Source organism: Pseudomonas carassii, assembly GCF_036324045.1.
Classification (GTDB): domain Bacteria; phylum Pseudomonadota; class Gammaproteobacteria; order Pseudomonadales; family Pseudomonadaceae; genus Aquipseudomonas; species Aquipseudomonas peradeniyensis.
This window is the reverse complement of record NZ_JAZDCT010000003.1, coordinates 158,261-175,651: the sequence shown is the minus strand read 5'-3', so window position 1 is coordinate 175,651 and position 17,391 is coordinate 158,261. Positions and strand designations below refer to the sequence as shown.

Genomic DNA, 17,391 nt, shown 5'->3' with positions numbered 1-17,391 from the left:
ACCGTTTGCAGAGCCCCCTCTTCAAGGAATCATCATTCATGGCCAATGATCAGGATCGTTTTTCACGCGCTTTTCGTTTCGTTCTTAACAATGGCACCGAAGTATTCCCCGTGCGGATGAAAAGTAGGAGTAGCGGACTGGTAGCCTATCGAGTCTCTCGTGGTGGGGCGGGAGGAAACACGTTGGACGCAAGTGAAGAAGTCGACGAAATAACGATGATCGATAAGGTTTTGAATCTTGACTTTGCTGTCCGCTGCGCATCCCTCGATGGAAGCGTTCGTGGCTTGTACAAGAAAGGTCAGCGATCTGTACGTGAGGTGTGCTGCGAAATCAATCCGTCGATAGAGTGACTTAGGTTCTTGCTGGGGGTATTTCGACGATCATCGAGGGGCTCTCATGGGGCGAAGACAGCCAACCTTGATCGATCACTCTCGAGCCATGGGGTCAATGGCTTAGGCTCTGTACGAAAAGCCTTGATACTCGGTGATGCTGCGTTGAAAACAGCCTCGGAATGCTCATTTACAACCCGTAAACTCCGCTTCCTGGGCTGTTTTCGCCTTGCCTGATCGCCGCTCGGCGGCTTGTCGTACAAACGCTAAGGCGCCTTACGCACCCGAGTAACCGTCAAGCGCAAGCTTCCGGAATTGTTGCCATACAAGCCCCACACATCGTTGGGGAAGCAGTAGAGATAGCCCGGATGCTTCAACACCAGCGGTTTCTTTCGATGCTGATACAACTCGACATACTGGTGCGGAAGGGGACTTCCGTCGTTGTTGACAGCTGCAACACCACCGTTGTCGTTAGCGATTGCTCCGATCAAGGTGAACCAGTTTTTGTCTTCGATGCGTTTGGTGAATATAAAGTCCGCACCCTGGTTTCCGGTGACTTTGCTGTAGATAGGCTCCGCGGCGCCCATAAACCCGGAGACGCTACGGATGATGTCGCCCATGGTCAATTTAGTGTCTTCAGTGCCTTTCCAGTCGCAGGCATCCTCGCTGTCTTGCCATTCACCGGTTGCATTGAAAGTGTATTCGATCCCTGCTTCCAGATAGAGGTCAGAGCGATTCCAGTGCTGATTCGCATAGACGTTGAACGAGGTGCTGTCGCCGTCATTGTCGAGGATGGTTGTCGGGTAGTACGCAGGATACTCGAGGGGCGAGTTCTTTTGTCGCGCCAGTGCGCTTTCATGAAACTCCTGGGACGTCGAGTGCATCGCCGGCAGGTTTCTGGGCCTTGAGCGGAGCTTGGCGAAAGCACCTTTGTATGAGTTATGCAAAACGCCCAAAGGGTTGGGAGAAATGGCCGCTTGAACGTGGGAGTGGAAGGGCAGGCCGGCCAATTCGCTTTCCCTGATCATCCACAACAAGGCACCATCGGATAGTCCACTGCTGGCGTAACCGCCGCCGACATCCGAGTGCACACCCGGGAACCATAGTTCGGACACGTCTTTATGGGTATGGCGATTGGTCCAGCGGGTGACACAGAAGCTTGAGCGCATTTCATCGATCGCCATGGCGTGTCGGCCGGTCTGTACATGATCGCCCAGGTCAGTATTGTGAAAACGCCAGGCAGCGGGGTTATCGAAAAGATTGAGCAATTCGAAGTCATCCGGCACGCCTAGCGCTCCCACGGTATCCCAGACCCCGATTAAGCGCACTGGCGTAGCAGCGCCGGCATGGAACATTTTCCAGTTTTTATTGACCTGTTTCACCGAGCGTTCGGCTCGATAACCTTCCTCGTAGGCCTTGTGAACGCGCAACCAGGCTTCAGCTGGCTTGACGCCAGCCAGGTCCAACAAGCCACGACCGAGAAAGGCGCCAAGGCTGCGAGCGGTGAATGCGCCGCGACTGAAACCGTAGAGGTAAATATCGGCGCCCTCTACATAGTTGTTCGCCAGCCAATGGTAAGCGCTGCAAATATGTCTGGAGATGCCGGCGCCAACGGCCCCACCAACGACAGGCCGGATGATACCCCCCTCGCCGCCGACACCGGGGTGGTAGTATTTGTCGTTATCGGGGAGGGCAATGGCGTTGTGAATCTTGAAGACGTTTGAAGGGGCGGGCAGCCCGTTGTCTTCTTGTTGTGGATTGTTCCAGGTCCCATCGCAGCAAACGACAAGGCGTTTGGTCATGGTGAACTCCATGTTGCTGGTTGTGTCAGTTGGCCGGAATGGGTGGGTTCATGGGTTGGGGGACAACCCAATGCGGAACCGAGCACAATCCGAGTCGGTAGCGAAGTCTCATCTACTCAAGTTGTAGACGATAACGGTGATTCTTGTTCGCCATCAGTACACTGCAAACCAGACCCAATCTGCTGTCACTTTCAAGGATCGTGGCCCCGTAAAATTTACCAAGCCGAACGGCTGCAATGGGGCGAAAGGTGCCGTTTCCAGAGCGCTGCCAAGCCATAGAAGCATGCATGCTGTCGGTAAGCCTCGGGTAACCCGTCGGCCAGACGGTAATGGCGGTTCGCCTTGCGGGGGCTATCGTTGCTTGTCTGGGCGACGACTACCGACCGAGGGCGGTGCCATGAATACGAGTGATCTACTGGAACAGCTACTGCGTGCCGGGCAGGGCTCGCAAGCGCAACAAGGGCGCGGCGGCATGTCAGCGCAGGATGGCTTGGGCGGTTTGTTGGGAGGGCTGCTTGGCGGCGGTAGTGGAGCAGGGGGCGGTGGTGGCCTTGGTGGTTTACTGGGCGGCCTTCTGGGGGGCGGTGGTGGCAACGCCGGCGCTTCTGCTCAGGGACGCTCTGCGGGTGGCGTCAATTACGCGGCTCTGGCGTCGTTGGGCATGATGGCATTCCAGGCCTATCAAAGTTGGCAGCGCAGCCAGGCGGCAGCCCCGCAACAGGCCGTGCGTACCGTGGATCAATTGTCCGGTCCCGAGGCCGAGGATCACAGCCATGCGATCTTGCGTGCGCTGATTGCGGCAGCCAAAGCTGACGGTCGCATCGACCCGCAGGAAGAACAGTTGATCTACGCCGAAATCAAACGTCACACCAGCGACCCGCAACTGCAGCAGTGGCTGGATGAGGAAGTCAGCAAGCCACTCGATGCCGCCGAAGTGGCGCAGTCGGCCCAGGACCCGGGTATGGCTGCGGAAATGTACCTGGCCAGTGTGATGCTGGTGGATGACCAGCAGGACGCGGAGCGGGCCTACCTTGACGAACTGGCCAGCGCACTGGGAATCGATCCGTCATTGCAGGTGCACCTGGAACAGCAGGCCAAGGGCGCCGCCTGACCGGGCCTAGATGTTCTCCATGGGCGATCTCGCGTACACACTAGCCAGCAGCTCGAGGGGCAGACTCCGAGCGCCTGGCCAGACCCGGCGCGCTAATTGACGACGAACAGATCGCCTTCTACCCCCGTCGCACCCTGTTTACGCTGTTCGGCCGCGGCGTCGTAGACCACCAGCAGCACTGCGCCCGTTCCATCGCCCGGCTCGTACAGGCACAGCCCCTCGGCGTGGTCGTCGCCTTTTCCGAATGGCACCTCGAGTACTTTCTCCAACTGATCCGGGAACACCACGCTTTCCTCTTCAGAGGCCAAGGCGCTACGCCAGCGAAACACCGTGACCGGGCCATCGAGGTCTTGGGTCGGACCGGCCAGGACCAGCAGGTCGTCGCCCTGCCAGCACAGGTCCCGCACGCCCAGGCCTTCGAGGTCGAAGAAGTGTTTGCGGTAGGGTCGCCCATCCGGGCCGATCGGCTTGAGCCGCAGGGTCCCGGGCGAGTTGTCGTCCTGTTCGGGTTCAATCTCCAGCACCACGGCCCAGCCGCGTAATACGGGCCCGCGCAGCCCCAGCAACAGTCGTGGGCCATTGACCGCCAGCCCCTCGATGTCGAATCCGTTGTCCTTGCCTGGGATGCGCAGGAAGTCGCGCAGATGCTCGTCTTCGGCGATTGCCGCAGTCAGCTCGTTGCCGGTGTCGTCGCCGCGCAGCTGCGCCGCGCTTCGCCCGTCGCTGTCGACCTTGTTGGCCAGTGCATGGCGGTCGTCCTCTACCACCACAGGGATGCGGGCTAGCAGGTAACGATTGCCATCGGCCTCCACCGTAGCCAAGCGCTTGATGTTCTTGTGTGCGGGTTTGTCGGCGTCGGCCTTTTTTCGTTTCAGGCTATGGGAGCCTGTCAGCCACAGATATCCCTCTTGGGCGTCGTAGGCCAGCCCTTCGATATCGATCTCGGCGTCATCCTGCTTCACGGGTAGGTTCAGAAACTCCCGTAACGGGAAGACTCGGTGCTCGTTGCAGGTGATCGTTCCCGTGTCCGTTGCCTTGCCGATCTGCAAGCGCTCCAGGCTCGTGGTCTCGTCATTCGCCAGCCACAGCGAGTCGCCTGTGCGCTCGACAGCCGACAGGCCGTCACGTAGCGACGGGGTCTCGAAGGTGAACAGTACGGTGCCCCATTTCTCGCCCATGAAGTTTGCCTCCTTGTGTCGCAGGCTGCGTGGCATGCCTGCCACTCAGGGTAGTCGCTGTCCGATCGTGAGCGCACACACGTTGGTCGGACCAGCCGTTAAATTACAAATGGATCTTTGCGTGTACGGCCAGTTTCCCTAGGCGGTGCTAGTGTATGAGTCAGAAGTTTGAGCGCTGTATAAAAAGGGAAACCTGTTGAAAGTTGCCGAACTGACGCTGAGTTGGCCGTGGATGCGTTTGCCCCGAAAATAACAGTTGTTCAGTACTCGGCGTTCACGTTGGGCAGCATCCTGGAGCGACAGCCTTGGGGGACGCGCATGGTCCGTTACTGGATATTGACGCTACTGCTTCTGGTCTTCGATCCTCGCGTTGCATTCGCAGTCGCCGAGCCATCGGACACCGCATCGACGCCGACCTTCCAGTTCCTGGGAATAGGCGGCTATCTGATTCGCTGGCGTGGCGAGGCCCTGCTGATAGCGCCGCTGTTCAGCCATCCCTCACCCTTCACGCTTTCAATGAAGCCGGACGAGGAGAAACTTTCTCGCAAGATGCCGGCGGCCGACGATGTCACCATGCTGCTGATCGGTCATGGCCATTATGATCATCTGCTTGATGTGCCCTGGATAATGCAGCACCGTGCGCCAAACGCGATCGCCTATGGTTCGGTAACGGTTGGGCGCATCTTGCGGGCGGTCATCACGCCAGAACGCGTGGTCGATGCCCAGAGTACGATGGCCAAGGTAAATGCGGACCAACCGGCGGATAAGGGCGCCTGGATCGAGTCCAGCAGAAAACATTTTCGCGCGATGCCGATTCAGAGCATGCATGCGCCGCATTTTGCCGGGTATACCTTGGCCAGTGGCAGTTATGACGATGACCCCGACCTCACTGAGTTGCCATCTACGGCATTGGGCTGGAAGCAAGGCCAGGTGCTGGCGTGGATGATTGACCTGCTGGATGACGCCGGCAAGACGGTTCTGCGGATTCACTATCTGGACTCGGCAAGCACTCCACCTTTCGGGTTGCCAGTGCTCGAGGACGACGGCAATGCTGTAGACGTTCAGATACTGGCAGTGAGCTCTTGGCAGAAGGTCGACGATTATCCGAGTGTGCTACTCGCCCGCACTAAGCCGCGGTTGGTGGTGCTCGGGCATTGGGAAAATTTTCTGGTCGATGATGCCAAGGGTGCTGAAGACCTGCCTTTGCAGGATATTGACGACATGATCAAGGTCACCTGCAAGAGCGTGCCAAGTGGAAAGGTAATCAAACCTCAACCGCTTGACTTGATAAAGCTGACTTTGCGCAGTGATGCTACGGTGAATGTAGCTCAAGAAGAAGCTGATTCAATTCCTAACCTGTGCGAGCCGTAAAGGCTCCTTCGCCCTGGGCGTCGGGGGAGTCAGTGGGTCGGGCAACTCGGAAAACAGGGAGGTGAATGTATGTCCAAAAAAGATAGCAGTGCTCCAGAGGCCCGTTGGTATAAATGGCTGCAACGCCAGTTTGGCAGTAATCCGGGCACCACTGTGTTGGGGGCAGGGTTCTTTATCCTGTTCGCCTGGTTACTGTGGAACTTGACCGGGAACCTGGCGGGCGCGAGTGACAGCTCCGTTGCGGCGAGTTTGAATCGTCTGGTGGCTTTGCTGGGAGCGCTCACCGGCTGGGCCGTTGGCATCTTGTTCGCGCCCTTCAGTAGTGAGGAAGAGCAGCGCTTCAAAGGCATAGGAAAAGTCATATCGGCTTTTGTGGCGGGTTATCTGATTTCGAAGCTCGATCTATTTATGAAGCAGTATTTGTTTACTGATAACGGTGCGCCCGATGACGCCTGGGTGAGAGTCGGTTTTTTTGTTTGCGCCTTTCTTCTCGTTGCGATAACAGTATTTATTCAGCGGCTGTATGCTTTTCGGGGAGATAAAAACACAGCCTCTTGAGGCTTGAGGAAGTGCCTCGTTGAGGGAGCTGTTTATCCCTGTCGCCACCACTGCACCGTAATCCCAGCCAAGACAGACCCGTCCAATGCACCACCTCCTCGGCAGCATTACCTGAGGTCGCTGCCTTTTATAGGAAAAGGTGATCTGCTGTAGGAGCGACCTTGTGTCGCGAAAGGGCTGCAAAGCAGACCCAGCGAGTTCAAATCAACCGGAAGATTTAGATATCTTGAGAATCCGGGGGTTAAGGGGGCAGGGGAGAGACCCCGCGTCGCGTCCTACAGGGATGAATCAGATTTTCTCTATTTCGAGTAGGCCGTTTCCGAAGCATGCTTTGACCGCTTTTACGCCTTCCAACAGAGGTCTAGTCTCGCTGGGTCGCTGCAAAAAGTAGCGGCCGGGTCTGCAAGCCTGAGCGGGACAACTAGATCAGCGCCACCCATTGCCATAGGTCTCAAGCCATTGGCCGTGCGTTATGGTGGCTGCGTACGGGTGGCCTTCGGGTCAGCCGGGCTTACTCTAGTTGCCCCGGTCTTGCAGGCCCGTACGTAGCCGCCACCCTATCGCCTGCAAGTGATGGGCTGCGGTCCGATCAGCGCAACTAGAGAATTTCATCATGCTCAAGATCGTCCCGGATCCACCCCCGTCCACCGAATCCCCCCATCTCCTCGAGGACACCCTCGTCCAGGCCGCCGAGTACGTCATGTGCGCATTGGCCGTCGCCCATCAGTCGTTCAGCCACCTGCCAAAATCACCGGCCACTCTGGTGATGCTGACGATGATGCACGAACTCGATGCCACCCGCACGCTGCTGGAGTCGGCACTGGCCCAGCTCCAGATGACTGCGCGACCGCCGTCATACACATTGCACTGACAGGGCTGCCACAGACCCGTAGGCGATCGCCAAGCCCTGTGGGAGCAACTGTCTTGCTGAGATTTTTCAACTGGCGTGATCTCTGTAGGAGCGGCCTTGTGTCGCGAAAGGGCCGCAAAGCGGCCCCGGCGATCTTTGCTTAAACGCGACAATCCTGGGGCTGCTTCGCAGCCCTTTCGCGACACAAGGTGCCGCTCCTACAGGGGCTAGCTAAATCAATGATTTACGGTTAGTTCCACGAGAGAGGATTTCGCAAATGGACAACGAAACCCCAGCAGACCACGGCCAGCTCGGCTGGACCGTCGGCAGCTGCACCTGCCTGGAAGGCGCCACCAAAGGTACGCGCCTGTTCCGCGTAGAACCCGGCAACTGCGCGAGCCACGCCATGGAGCAGGCCTCCGTGCTGCTCGACAGCGCCCGTCGGGCTTCCTACATCGGTGTGATGGACAACGAACCGGTGCTGGTCTGGGCATCGCACTACCTGAGCGATATGGCCAAGGCATTGATGGATGATGCGCATATGGGGATCTTGAAGAAGGTGTGAAACAGAGTCCGGCGGTCTGGGGCGGGTAGCCGCGCCACCCCAGACCATATTCGAATGCCCTCAACACCTTCTATCGTGGCGACAAGTCCGTATAGTGCCTAGCTTCCATCAGTCAAAGGAGTGGCCATGAGACAAGCAGCACATCGCCCAGAGAGGGGAATCTGATGCGTATCGCAACGATCCTCGCGGCAGTCGGGACCACCTTGTCGTTGATGTCGGCGTCGCTGTCGGCGTCACCCGGCCAGCCTCCGTCTCCGTCAACAGGGCACGCTGACCAGCAGCGTATCTCGGTCCAGGTCGAAGGCGCGGGCAGGGATGTGATCCTGATTCCGGGGTTGGCATCGTCCCGCGAGGTATGGGCCGACCTTGCCACTCGGTTACGCCAGAACCACCGTCTTCACCTCGTGCAGCTCGCAGGCTTCGCCGGTTCGCCTGCGGTGCCCGATAGCGAAGGGAAAGTGCTCGCTCCAGTGGCCGAGGCCATTGCTGATTACATCCGCACCCAGCATATCGAGGCACCCGTGATCATCGGCCACTCGCTGGGGGGAGAGGTTGCATTGATGCTGGGGGCTCGCCATCCCGATCAGGTCGGTCGCCTGATGATCGTCGATGCGTTGCCGTTCTATACGTTGCTGATCGATCCTTCGGCCACCAGTGAAACCGCTACCGTGCAGGCTGCAGCGATGCGCAGTTCGTTGTTGGCGGCATCGCCGGAGCAGAGCGAAGCGATGCAGAAGGCCTCCATCGCCCGACTCGCCAAAACCGAGGCGGTCAGGCCAGGGCTGGTTTCTGCGGGGATCAGCTCCGATCGCAAGACCGTGGCGGATGCCGTGTATGAGTTGATGGTCACCGATCTGCGTCCCGAGCTTGGTCGCATCAGTGCGCCGGTCGAAGTCGTGTATGCATACGACGCTTTTTACGGCGTGCCAGCATCCAGTGTCGATGCAACGTTCCGTCGGGCCTATGCTTCGACACCTGATATCCATTTCACCCGGATCGATGACAGTTTTCATTTCGTCATGCTCGATCAACCTGAACGGTTTGCCAGCGCTGTTGTGGCTTTCCTCGAGCCGGGAGCCGAGCGCGTGCAATGAGACGACAAGGACTGCGATCGTCTGTGGGGCGGGCTCAAGCCAGTCGCAAGATTCAGATAGAGGGTGAAGCGTCAGTACGCCTCGCCCTCATCGCCTTCTACTGTGGCAGCAAGGGCCTTCGCAATTTCCTTTGCCTTTGCGATGGCTTCCTCGTGGTAAACGAAGGAGATCACGCCCCGACGATAATCGAAAGGATACGTCTGTTGTGTCAGGGGTGAGGTCCAGACTGCTGTGTTTCTCTCGCTGAGCGTAATGGTTTCGCCAGTGCCGGGATTTTTCCAGGTGAACGCGTTTTCAAGTTTCAACGAAGGGTCTTTCGCGCAGAGCGATTGCCATGCTTTGAGCGCTATTGTTCTTTCTTCTTGCTTGATGCTGTTCGTTTTGACGATGTGGATCTCATAGGCCATGGGCGTATCGGTCTTTAATATTGGCTGGATCTGTAGGTCTCATGCCAGACTGAGTCATCGGCGCGTCCAAGCTCGACGGAATACGTTTCGCATAGTCTCTCAATGGCTGCTTGATCAAGTGGCTGCCCTGAACAGGAAATCGCGTCACCCGATGTCAGGAATAGATAGAGCGCCGCCAGCTCTTCCAGCCGGGCTGAGTCGGATTGTATGGTGAATGCGCCGTCGCCTGCCCCACTGGCAAAGATCTCAACGCAAGGCGCCTCGTTTTCTCGGGCTCTCGCGTACAGAAACGTCCATGATCGGCTGTATACCGGATTGGCATCACCGTCGCTGTCCACCTCCCGCCCAGGTCCGTAGAGCAGGTCAAGAAAACACCTGAAGTCGGGGCGATCACTGACGACGGTCACGGTATACACAGACATTCCTCGATTCACTTGTTTTTCCGGGCCAGATCAACCCAGGTCTTTGGGGAGCTGTGCCTGCGCAGCGAAGGTAATGCGCGGATGGGGCGATAGCGCCCTCAACTGATAAAAATTATCTTCGAAACCAACTCCGCACTGTTCTTCGCCTGCAACTTCTTCATCAACCTTGCCCGATGCACCTCCACCGTCCGATGCGAGATCCCCAGCAGCCGTGCCACCTCCTTGCAGGTCAACCCATTGACGATATGCAAGGAAATCTCCCGCTCCCGCGGCGTCAGTTGCACCGTCGGCGCCGGCTGCCGGTCGAGCCGTTCGAAATGCCAGATCATCAGCTTGAACGGATCCTCCGCCGTCAGCGTGAAGCCCTGGGCCCTGGCCCAGAACACCTCGCCGTTGCGGTGCTGCATGAAGCGTTCGTCGGAGTAGAAGGCGCCCAGCCCGTTGCGCAGCCAATGCTCGCTGCGTTCGCCGATGCTCTGGTAGTCGGCGTGGGACGGGTAGAGCAGCAAGGTAAGGTGCCCGCGCAGTTCTTCGCGGGTGTAGCCGAACAGCCGGGCGAAGGCCTCGTTGCAGTCGAGCATGCGCCGGTGGCTGGTGATCAGCTGTGGCGCGGGTGAAACCTGGAATGCCAGGCGTTCCAGGTCCGGGGAGGCGTGGGTGGGTACGGTCATCAGGCTTCCTGCCTTGGGGTCATGTCCCGTACGGCTCACTACTTACTCGCGTACGTAGTTGCCCCAACTAGCGTGGGATTCGGGTACTGCCACATTGTATGCAATACCCGCTTCAAGGACAGAAGAAAATCACCATGCTCCACGATTCCATCTCCATCGTCGCCGCCGCGCACAGCCCCTTCGGCCGCCTGGATGGCCTGAACCTCGAGGACCTGATCGTCCAGGTTACCCGCGATGCCCTGCAGGACGCGGCCATCGATGCCGCCGAGATCGACGCGCTGTTCCTCGGCCACTTCAACTCGGGCCTGGTGGCCGACGGTTTCCCGGCTTCGCTGATGCTGCAGGCCGATCCGCAACTGCGCTTCAAGCCCGCCACCCGTTGCGAGAATGCCTGCGCCTCGGGCTCGGCGGCGATCCAGGCCGGGATCAACGCGATACGCAGTGGCGCCGCCGACCTGGTGCTGGTGGTCGGCGCGGAGAAAATGACCGGCAACAGCACGGTCGAGGTCACCCGGGCGCTGGCCGGCGCCGGCTACCAGAACGCCCTGGCGGAGGCCGGGCTGAGCTTCGCCCAGCTGTTCGGCCAGGTGGCGCAGCAGTACACCGAGCGCTACCACAGCCCGCTGGCGTCGATGGCGGCCATCGCCGTGAAGAACCACGCCAACGCCATGGCCAACCCGCTGGCGCAGATGCACCGGGTGATGGACTTCGAGCACTGCAACCAGGTGTCACCCAGCAATCCGCTGATCGCCGCGCCCCTGCGCCTGACCGACTGCTCGCTGATCAGCGACGGCGCGGCGGCGATCGTCCTGGCCTCGCCCGAGCGCGCCCGCTCGATGCGCCGCCAGGTGGCGATCCGCTCGATGGTCCAGGTCAACGACTTCCTGCCGCTGTCGCGTCGCGACATGCTGGCCTTCGAGGGGCCACAGCGGGCCATCCACGGGGCGTTGCGCGAGGCGGGAGTGACCCTGAACGACCTGAGCTTCGCCGAGGTGCACGACTGCTTCACCATCGCCGAACTGCTGATCTACGAGGCCATGGGCCTGGCCCCGCGGGGCGAGGGGCATCGGGCGCTGGACGATGGCATCGTGCGCCAGGGCGGGCGTTTGCCGGTGAACTTGTCCGGCGGGCTCAAGGCCAAGGGCCATCCGGTGGGCGCCACCGGGGTGTCGATGCATGCCCTGGGCTTCGCCCAGCTGACCGGCAAGCCGATCGGCCTGGGCGTGCCCAACGCCGAGTTTGGCCTGCTGTTCAACATGGGCGGTATGGCGGTGGCCAACTATGCCAGCGTGCTGCAAGCGGTCAGGGTCTGAGGATGAACATCGCTCATTGGCTGCAGGATGCGGCCCAGCGCTGGCCTGAGCGTCCGGCGCTGTTCGAGGGGGAACGCCAGGTCGCCGACTACCGGAGGTTCGCCGCCCGGGCGCGGGCACGGGCGCTGGCGTTGCGTCACACGCATGGCATCGAACCGGGCGACCGGGTGGCGCTGCTGATGAAGAACAGCTGCGTCTACCTGGAACTGCTCTACGCCATCTGGTGGAGCGGGGCGGTGGCGGTGCCGATCAACAGCAAGCTCCACGCCCTGGAGGCGGCCTGGATTGCCGGCAATGCCGGGGCGCGCCTGATCTATACCGACGAGGGCGAGGTCTTCGCCGGTGCGCCCCTGCCAGACGGCTGCCGTGAGCTGATCGCGCCTGCCCAGGTCGCGCCCGGCGCGCTCGACAGCGACCAACTGGCGCAGCCGCACCCGCGCCAGCGCAGCGACCTGGCCTGGCTGTTCTACACCTCCGGCACCACGGGCCGTTCAAAGGGCGTGATGCTGTCCCATGGCAACCTGGTCGCCATGTCGCTGTGCTACCCGCTGGACGTCGACCCGGTGAGCGCCGCCGACGCCGTGGTCTACGCCGCGCCGATGTCCCATGGCGCCGGGTTGTACAACTTTGTCCATGTGCGCTGCGGCGCCCGGCACGTGGTGCCGCAGTCCCGGGGCTTTCAGGCCGCCGAGCTGTTCGGCCTGGCGCAGACCCTGGGGCAGGTCAGCCTGTTCGCCGCGCCGACCATGGTCAAACGTATGGTCGAGCAGGCCCGCCAGCAGGGTTATGACGGCGCGGGCATCAAGACCATCGTCTACGGCGGCGGCCCGATGTACCTGGCGGACCTCAGCGAAGCCCTGGACACCTTCGGCCCGCGCCTGGTGCAGATCTACGGCCAGGGCGAATGCCCGATGACCATCAGCGCGCTGTCGCGTGAGGTAATCGCCGACCGTGAGCACCCCGACTGGCCCGCCATCGCCGCCTCGGTGGGGCGGGCCCAGGCCTGTGTAGAGGTACGCGTGGTGGACGGCGCAGGCCAGCCGCTGGCGGCCGGTGAACCTGGCGAGATCAGCGTGCGCGGGCCGGTGGTGATGCAGGGTTACTGGGACAATCCGCAGGCCACCCAGGCGACCCTTGTGGACGGCTGGCTGCGCACCGGCGACATCGGTTTGCTCGACGAGCGCGGCTACCTGACTCTGACCGACCGCAGCAAGGACGTGATCATCTCCGGCGGCAGCAACATCTACCCGCGCGAAGTCGAGGAAGTGCTGATCCAGCATCCCGAGGTGTTCGAGGCCTGTGTGGTGGGGGAGGCCGACGCCGAGTGGGGCGAGTCGGTGGTGGCCTTCGTCGTGCCGCGCACGCCGGGCAGCCTCGATGCCCAGGCGCTCAACCAATGGTTCCTGGCGCGCATGGCTTCGTTCAAGAAACCGAAGAAGTACCTGTTCTGCAGCGAGCTGCCAAAGAACAGCTATGGCAAGATTCTCAAGACCCAGCTGCGCCAGTGGCTGCAGGACCCCGACGGGGCGTTCGCCAGCCACTGACCCGCAACTTTTCATGGAAAGCATCACGACAGGAGTTCCCGACATGGGCATGTCACCTGGCAACACCCAGCGCCAGCGGCGCCGGGCCTTTATCGGCGCCACCACCGGCCACTTGATCGAGTGGTACGACTACGGCGTCTATGGTTTTCTGGCCTTGTACATCGGCAAGGCCTTCTTCGTTTCCGACGACCCCACCAGCAGCCTGCTGGCGAGCTTCGCGGCCTTTGCCCTGAGCTTCTTCATCCGCCCGCTGGGCGGGTTGTTCTTCGGCCCGCTGGCGGACAAGATCGGCCGCCGCCGCACATTGATCACGGTGCTGGTGATGATGGCCGGTTCCACCTTCCTGCTGGGGCTGCTGCCGACCTACGCCAGCATCGGCATCGCCGCGCCGGTGATCCTGGTGCTGATCCGCTGCGTGCAGGGCTTCTCCGCCGGCGGTGAGATCGGCACCATCACCAGCTTCATTTCCGAGTACGCCGGCCCCGGTCGCCGCGGCTTTGCCACCTGCTGGCTGATGGTCACCGCGGTGCTCGGCCTGCTGCTGGGCGGCGCCGTGGCCAACGGCATGACCTGGGCGCTGGGCGCCGAACTGATGCAGGACTGGGGCTGGCGCATCCCGTTCCTGATCGCCGGCCCCTTGGGCTTCATCTCGCTGTACATTCGCCTCAAGCTCGAGGACAGCCCCGAGTTCCTCGCCCTGGTGGAAGCCGGGCAGACCTCCAAGGCGCCGCTGCGCGAGGTGTGGCAGTGGAAGCGCTCGATCGCCCTGGTGTTCTTCATCATCACCCTGCACAGTTCGATCTTCTACCTGGTGCTGACCTTCGCCTCGACCTACATGTCCAACACGCTGAAGTTCGACAGTGGCACCACCTTGCTCTACGTGTTCGTCGCCAGCCTGTCGGCGGCGCTGGTGATGCCATTCGGCGGCGCCTTCACCGACCGCTACGGGCGCAAGCCGTTCCTGATGGTGATCGGCACCCTGGCGACCCTGGCCATGTACTGGTTCTTCAAGACCGCGCCCGGCGCCACCCCGGCCACCTTGTTCTGGCCACTGATGGCGGTGGCGATCCTGTTCGGGCTGTACGCCTCGTCGACCTACGCGTTGATGAGCGAACTGCTGCCGACGCGCATCCGCTCCACCGGCATCGCCATGGCCTACAACATCCCGGTGGCGGTGTTCGGCGGCAGCGCGCCGCTGATCTCCACCTGGCTGATCAAGGTGACCGGGGATATCACTGCGCCGTGGTATTTCTATGTGGCGACCGGGGTGGCGTCTTTGATTGCGCTGGTGGTGCTGCGCAAGGAAGATTTTGTGGCCTGCGCCCAGGATGTGCGGCAACCGGGCGATGTCGACCCGAGCCCCTTGAACCTGCGTTCGGTTTGATCCCCTGTAGGAGCCGGCTTGCCGGCGAACACCGGCACAGCCGGTGCCAGCCACCGCGTAGCCTGCTTCGCCGGCAAGCCGGCTCCTACGAGGGCAGTGGCCCCATGTTCTTCGCACCTGCCTGTTGAGGCTTTGCCTGCTCTCGGCAACAATCGGTTACGATGCCGGTTGCTGAAAACGGCACAGACTCACTGGCCTGCGAAGAACAACATGAAATCAGCGCGCACCGTCATCTCGGAAAACTTCTTCCGTCGTTTCAAACCCATCTTCGCCCCGCATCTTGATGCCCTCGGCATCGATCTGCCATTGCTGGACCGTGCCGACATCGAGATCCCCGGAGACCAGTACGTGGCCCTGTGGGAAGCCGCCGGCACCCGCAACCCCGCCATCGGCCTGACCCTGGGCAGCCAGACCGAAGCCGACGACATCGGCGCCCTGGGCCACGCCCTGCATTGCGCGCCCAGCGTCGAGAAGGCGCTGATGACCCTGCATACCTACATCGTGGTGTTCGCCCAGGAATCGTCCATCGACTACTGCTGCGAAAGCCGCCAGTTGCGCATCACCTACCAGGTCACCGACACCACCGTGGTCAACCGCCGCCAGGACGCCGAGTTCGCCATCGCCACGATCCTGCGCCAGTTGCAGTTGATCACCGCCAGTCCGCTTCGGCCGTTGCGGGTGGATTTCGAGCACCCACGGCCGGCGGATGTCTCGGTGCACAAGCAGCTGTTCATGTGCCCGCTGTTCTTCGGCCAGGCGACCAACCGCATCACCTTGCCCATCGACGTCCTCACGCTGCCGGTGGCTCAGGGCAACGAGCGTCTGTTCCAGGCCCTGGAGCCTTACCTGCAACGTGAGCGCGAACAGCGCAGCGTCAGCGACGAACTGCTGCCCCAGGTCACCCGCATGATCGCCCTGGGCATGGCCAGCGGTGTGCCGTCGCTGGACGAGGTCAGCGCGCGCATGGGCCTGAGCCGGCGTACCCTGCAACGCCGCTTGAAGGAACAGGCCATCGAGTTCTCGGTGCTGGTGGAGGAGGTGCGCCGCGACCTGGCGCTGGGTTACCTGAACCACTCCGACTACTCGATGACGCAGATCTCGCTGCTGCTCGGCTACGCCGAATCCGGCTCGTTCACCCGGGCCTTCCGGCGCTGGACCGGGCAGTCGCCGCAACAGTTTCGTCAGGCCGGGCGCGGGCCTGGCACGGGGTGCTGAAAATCTGGCGCCCGTGGTCAATCCCGTTGCCGCGCCGCTCGATAGGCTCGAAGGGACCGCATGTCTGTGTGCGAAACCCGAGAGTCCAGCATGAACGACAACAACAACGACGCTGTGCATGAGCATCGCTCCTTCTGGCAACACGCCTACGGCGCCTACGCGCCCAACACGCGCCTGACCGAAGACCTCAAGGTCGATGTGGCGGTGATCGGTGGAGGTTTCACCGGGCTCAACGCCGCCTGGCAGTTCAAGCGCGACCACCCCGGCGCCCGGGTGGTGGTGCTGGAGGCGGCGCAGATCGGCTTCGGCGCCAGTGGGCGCAACGCCGGCTTCAGCACCAGGCTGTTCGGCCTGGAGCCGGAGCTGGTGGTGCTGCGCTGGGGCCGGCAGAAGATGATCGACGCCCACCATTACCTTGAAAAGGCCGTGGCCTATACCCGCGAAGTGATCGACAGCCACGGCATCGATTCGGATTACCGCCATGCCGGACTGCTGCGGGTCAGCTATTCGCCGCAGCAGGTGGCGCGCCTGGGCAAGACCCTGGAACTGTACGACTCGTTGGGGCTGGCGGCGGACATGTGCTGGCAGGACAGCGACGCGTTGCGCCAGCAGTACGATTCGCCGCGTCTGCTGGGTGGTATCCGTGAAACCGGGACCGGTTATCTCGACCCCTGCAAGCAGGTGCGTGGCCTCAAGGGCCTGGCGGCTTCGGCAGGCGTGCGCATCCACGAGTCCACGCCAGTGCTGGACATCGACCCCAGTGGTGGGGGCATCGTGCTGCGCACGCCCGTGGCCAGGGTGACCGCCGACAAGCTGGTGCTCGCCACCAACGCCTACTCGCGACAGGTGCCCGGTTCTCGTGCGCTGGAGCGTCGCCAGTTCCCGCTGTGGACCTACCAGGTGGTCACCGAGCCCTTGGGTGATGCGCTGTGGCAGCGCCTTGGCTGGCAGGGCCGGGAGGCGTTCGGCGACAACCGGCAGATGCTGCACTACTTCCGCCCGACCGTGGACGGCCGCATCGTCATGGGCGGCGGCGATGTGCTGGCCTACACCGGCAGTGCAACGGACGAACAGCCGTCGCCGGCCAGCTGGGCCCATTGCGAGGCGCACCTGAAGTGGATCTACCCGCAGTTGCGCGACGTGCGCATCGCCTATCGCTGGGGCGGACCGGTATCGGTCAACGCCGACATGGTCCCGGAAATCAGTTTTGTCGGCGATGAGCGCATGATCTATGCCGGGGGCTGCTTCGGCCACGGCGTGGCGCTGAGTCATCTGAACGGGCGTACCATCGCCGACCTGTTGCAGGACCGACGCAGCGAGCTGACCGATTTCTGGATCGTCAACCGCAAGGCCATCCCGATGCCGGGCAACACCCTTTCGTGCTGGGCCGGGCGCACGGCGCGCCAGGCGCTGCGGGCCTGGGACTGGTGGGAGGAGCGCGCCCTCAAAACCTGATGGGTTGTCGATGCCATGCGCGGTGGTGTAGGAGCGTCCTTGCCGAGGCGTCGGACCGGCCGGAAAGGGCTGCGCAGCAGCCCCGTCGATGTGTAGGCAATCGCGAGACACAGGGGCCGCGT

Annotated in this window: 16 protein-coding genes; 12 read left to right on the top strand and 4 right to left on the bottom strand. The window is 61.7% G+C overall.

Annotation, left to right across the window (positions count from 1 at the left end):
• The first annotated feature begins 38 nt into the window (after positions 1 to 38).
• Complete coding sequence (locus V0R62_RS03475) at positions 39 to 350, top strand: hypothetical protein (RefSeq protein WP_330102761.1); 312 nt, start codon at positions 39 to 41, stop codon at positions 348 to 350.
• Positions 351 to 595: 245 nt separating this feature from the next.
• On the opposite strand, the gene V0R62_RS03470 is transcribed toward V0R62_RS03475, so the two are convergent.
• Positions 596 to 2,131, bottom strand: coding sequence for a DUF2235 domain-containing protein (locus V0R62_RS03470; RefSeq protein ID WP_330102760.1), 1,536 nt, complete (start codon positions 2,129 to 2,131; stop codon positions 596 to 598).
• A gap of 397 nt (positions 2,132 to 2,528) precedes the next feature.
• Between V0R62_RS03470 and V0R62_RS03465 the strand changes: the two genes are divergently transcribed.
• Complete coding sequence (locus V0R62_RS03465) at positions 2,529 to 3,242, top strand: tellurite resistance TerB family protein (protein WP_330102759.1); 714 nt, start codon at positions 2,529 to 2,531, stop codon at positions 3,240 to 3,242.
• A gap of 92 nt (positions 3,243 to 3,334) precedes the next feature.
• On the opposite strand, the gene V0R62_RS03460 is transcribed toward V0R62_RS03465, so the two are convergent.
• Entirely contained in the window at positions 3,335 to 4,420 is a 1,086-nt protein-coding gene (locus V0R62_RS03460) for a DUF3616 domain-containing protein (RefSeq protein WP_330102758.1), read from the bottom strand.
• 228 nt (positions 4,421 to 4,648) lie between these two features.
• On the opposite strand from V0R62_RS03460, the gene V0R62_RS03455 reads away from it, so the two are divergent.
• The 5 genes from V0R62_RS03455 to V0R62_RS03435 all read left to right on the top strand — a co-directional run bounded on the left by V0R62_RS03455 (position 4,649) and on the right by V0R62_RS03435 (position 8,858).
• Positions 4,649 to 5,791 carry an MBL fold metallo-hydrolase gene (locus tag V0R62_RS03455; protein WP_330102757.1) on the top strand — a complete coding sequence of 381 codons (1,143 nt, stop codon included), beginning with the start codon at positions 4,649 to 4,651 and terminating at the stop codon, positions 5,789 to 5,791.
• Positions 5,792 to 5,860: 69 nt separating this feature from the next.
• The gene (locus tag V0R62_RS03450; RefSeq protein WP_330102756.1) at positions 5,861 to 6,349 is read left to right on the top strand and encodes a hypothetical protein; all 489 of its coding nucleotides are present in this window, start codon (positions 5,861 to 5,863) and stop codon (positions 6,347 to 6,349) included.
• 613 nt (positions 6,350 to 6,962) lie between these two features.
• Positions 6,963 to 7,220, top strand: a complete 258-nt coding sequence (locus tag V0R62_RS03445) for a hypothetical protein (protein ID WP_330102755.1) — start codon at positions 6,963 to 6,965, stop codon at positions 7,218 to 7,220.
• 256 nt (positions 7,221 to 7,476) lie between these two features.
• Positions 7,477 to 7,764: a DUF3077 domain-containing protein gene (locus tag V0R62_RS03440; protein ID WP_330102754.1), complete on the top strand. Its 288-nt coding sequence runs from the start codon at positions 7,477 to 7,479 to the stop codon at positions 7,762 to 7,764.
• A 164-nt stretch (positions 7,765 to 7,928) separates the two neighbouring features.
• Entirely contained in the window at positions 7,929 to 8,858 is a 930-nt protein-coding gene (locus tag V0R62_RS03435; RefSeq protein ID WP_330102753.1) for an alpha/beta fold hydrolase, read from the top strand.
• 71 nt (positions 8,859 to 8,929) lie between these two features.
• Here the strand turns inward: V0R62_RS03435 and V0R62_RS03430 are convergent, their stop codons facing one another.
• Positions 8,930 to 9,265 carry a hypothetical protein gene (locus V0R62_RS03430; RefSeq protein ID WP_330102752.1) on the bottom strand — a complete coding sequence of 112 codons (336 nt, stop codon included), beginning with the start codon at positions 9,263 to 9,265 and terminating at the stop codon, positions 8,930 to 8,932.
• A 520-nt stretch (positions 9,266 to 9,785) separates the two neighbouring features.
• Positions 9,786 to 10,358 (bottom strand): LuxR C-terminal-related transcriptional regulator, encoded by a 573-nt coding sequence (locus V0R62_RS03425; RefSeq protein ID WP_330102751.1) that lies wholly within the window; start codon positions 10,356 to 10,358, stop codon positions 9,786 to 9,788.
• Positions 10,359 to 10,492: 134 nt separating this feature from the next.
• Here V0R62_RS03425 and V0R62_RS03420 point away from each other — a divergent pair, with 134 nt between their 5' ends.
• From V0R62_RS03420 to V0R62_RS03400, 5 genes are all read left to right on the top strand, one after another.
• A complete protein-coding gene (locus V0R62_RS03420) occupies positions 10,493 to 11,671 on the top strand; it encodes an acetyl-CoA acetyltransferase (protein WP_330102750.1) in 1,179 nt (392 codons plus the stop codon).
• A 2-nt stretch (positions 11,672 to 11,673) separates the two neighbouring features.
• Entirely contained in the window at positions 11,674 to 13,215 is a 1,542-nt protein-coding gene (locus V0R62_RS03415; RefSeq protein ID WP_330102749.1) for a class I adenylate-forming enzyme family protein, read from the top strand.
• A 43-nt stretch (positions 13,216 to 13,258) separates the two neighbouring features.
• Positions 13,259 to 14,599, top strand: a complete 1,341-nt coding sequence (locus tag V0R62_RS03410; protein ID WP_330102748.1) for an MFS transporter — start codon at positions 13,259 to 13,261, stop codon at positions 14,597 to 14,599.
• Between the two features lie 210 nt (positions 14,600 to 14,809).
• Entirely contained in the window at positions 14,810 to 15,814 is a 1,005-nt protein-coding gene (gene qhpR / locus V0R62_RS03405; protein ID WP_330102747.1) for an AraC-like transcriptional regulator QhpR, read from the top strand.
• A 90-nt stretch (positions 15,815 to 15,904) separates the two neighbouring features.
• On the top strand, positions 15,905 to 17,269 hold the full coding sequence (locus V0R62_RS03400; protein WP_330102746.1) for an NAD(P)/FAD-dependent oxidoreductase: 1,365 nt from the start codon (positions 15,905 to 15,907) through the stop codon (positions 17,267 to 17,269).
• Positions 17,270 to 17,391 lie beyond the last annotated feature (122 nt).

Coding starts and splice junctions, on each gene's coding strand:
- V0R62_RS03475 (WP_330102761.1), top strand. CDS start 39: ATGGCCAATGATCAGGATCGTTTTTCACGCGCTTTTCGTTTCGTTCTT.
- V0R62_RS03470 (WP_330102760.1), bottom strand. CDS start 2,131: ATGACCAAACGCCTTGTCGTTTGCTGCGATGGGACCTGGAACAATCCA.
- V0R62_RS03465 (WP_330102759.1), top strand. CDS start 2,529: ATGAATACGAGTGATCTACTGGAACAGCTACTGCGTGCCGGGCAGGGC.
- V0R62_RS03460 (WP_330102758.1), bottom strand. CDS start 4,420: ATGGGCGAGAAATGGGGCACCGTACTGTTCACCTTCGAGACCCCGTCG.
- V0R62_RS03450 (WP_330102756.1), top strand. CDS start 5,861: ATGTCCAAAAAAGATAGCAGTGCTCCAGAGGCCCGTTGGTATAAATGG.
- V0R62_RS03445 (WP_330102755.1), top strand. CDS start 6,963: ATGCTCAAGATCGTCCCGGATCCACCCCCGTCCACCGAATCCCCCCAT.
- V0R62_RS03440 (WP_330102754.1), top strand. CDS start 7,477: ATGGACAACGAAACCCCAGCAGACCACGGCCAGCTCGGCTGGACCGTC.
- V0R62_RS03435 (WP_330102753.1), top strand. CDS start 7,929: ATGCGTATCGCAACGATCCTCGCGGCAGTCGGGACCACCTTGTCGTTG.
- V0R62_RS03430 (WP_330102752.1), bottom strand. CDS start 9,265: ATGGCCTATGAGATCCACATCGTCAAAACGAACAGCATCAAGCAAGAA.
- V0R62_RS03425 (WP_330102751.1), bottom strand. CDS start 10,358: ATGACCGTACCCACCCACGCCTCCCCGGACCTGGAACGCCTGGCATTC.
- V0R62_RS03420 (WP_330102750.1), top strand. CDS start 10,493: ATGCTCCACGATTCCATCTCCATCGTCGCCGCCGCGCACAGCCCCTTC.
- V0R62_RS03415 (WP_330102749.1), top strand. CDS start 11,674: ATGAACATCGCTCATTGGCTGCAGGATGCGGCCCAGCGCTGGCCTGAG.
- V0R62_RS03410 (WP_330102748.1), top strand. CDS start 13,259: ATGGGCATGTCACCTGGCAACACCCAGCGCCAGCGGCGCCGGGCCTTT.
- qhpR (WP_330102747.1), top strand. CDS start 14,810: ATGAAATCAGCGCGCACCGTCATCTCGGAAAACTTCTTCCGTCGTTTC.
- V0R62_RS03400 (WP_330102746.1), top strand. CDS start 15,905: ATGAACGACAACAACAACGACGCTGTGCATGAGCATCGCTCCTTCTGG.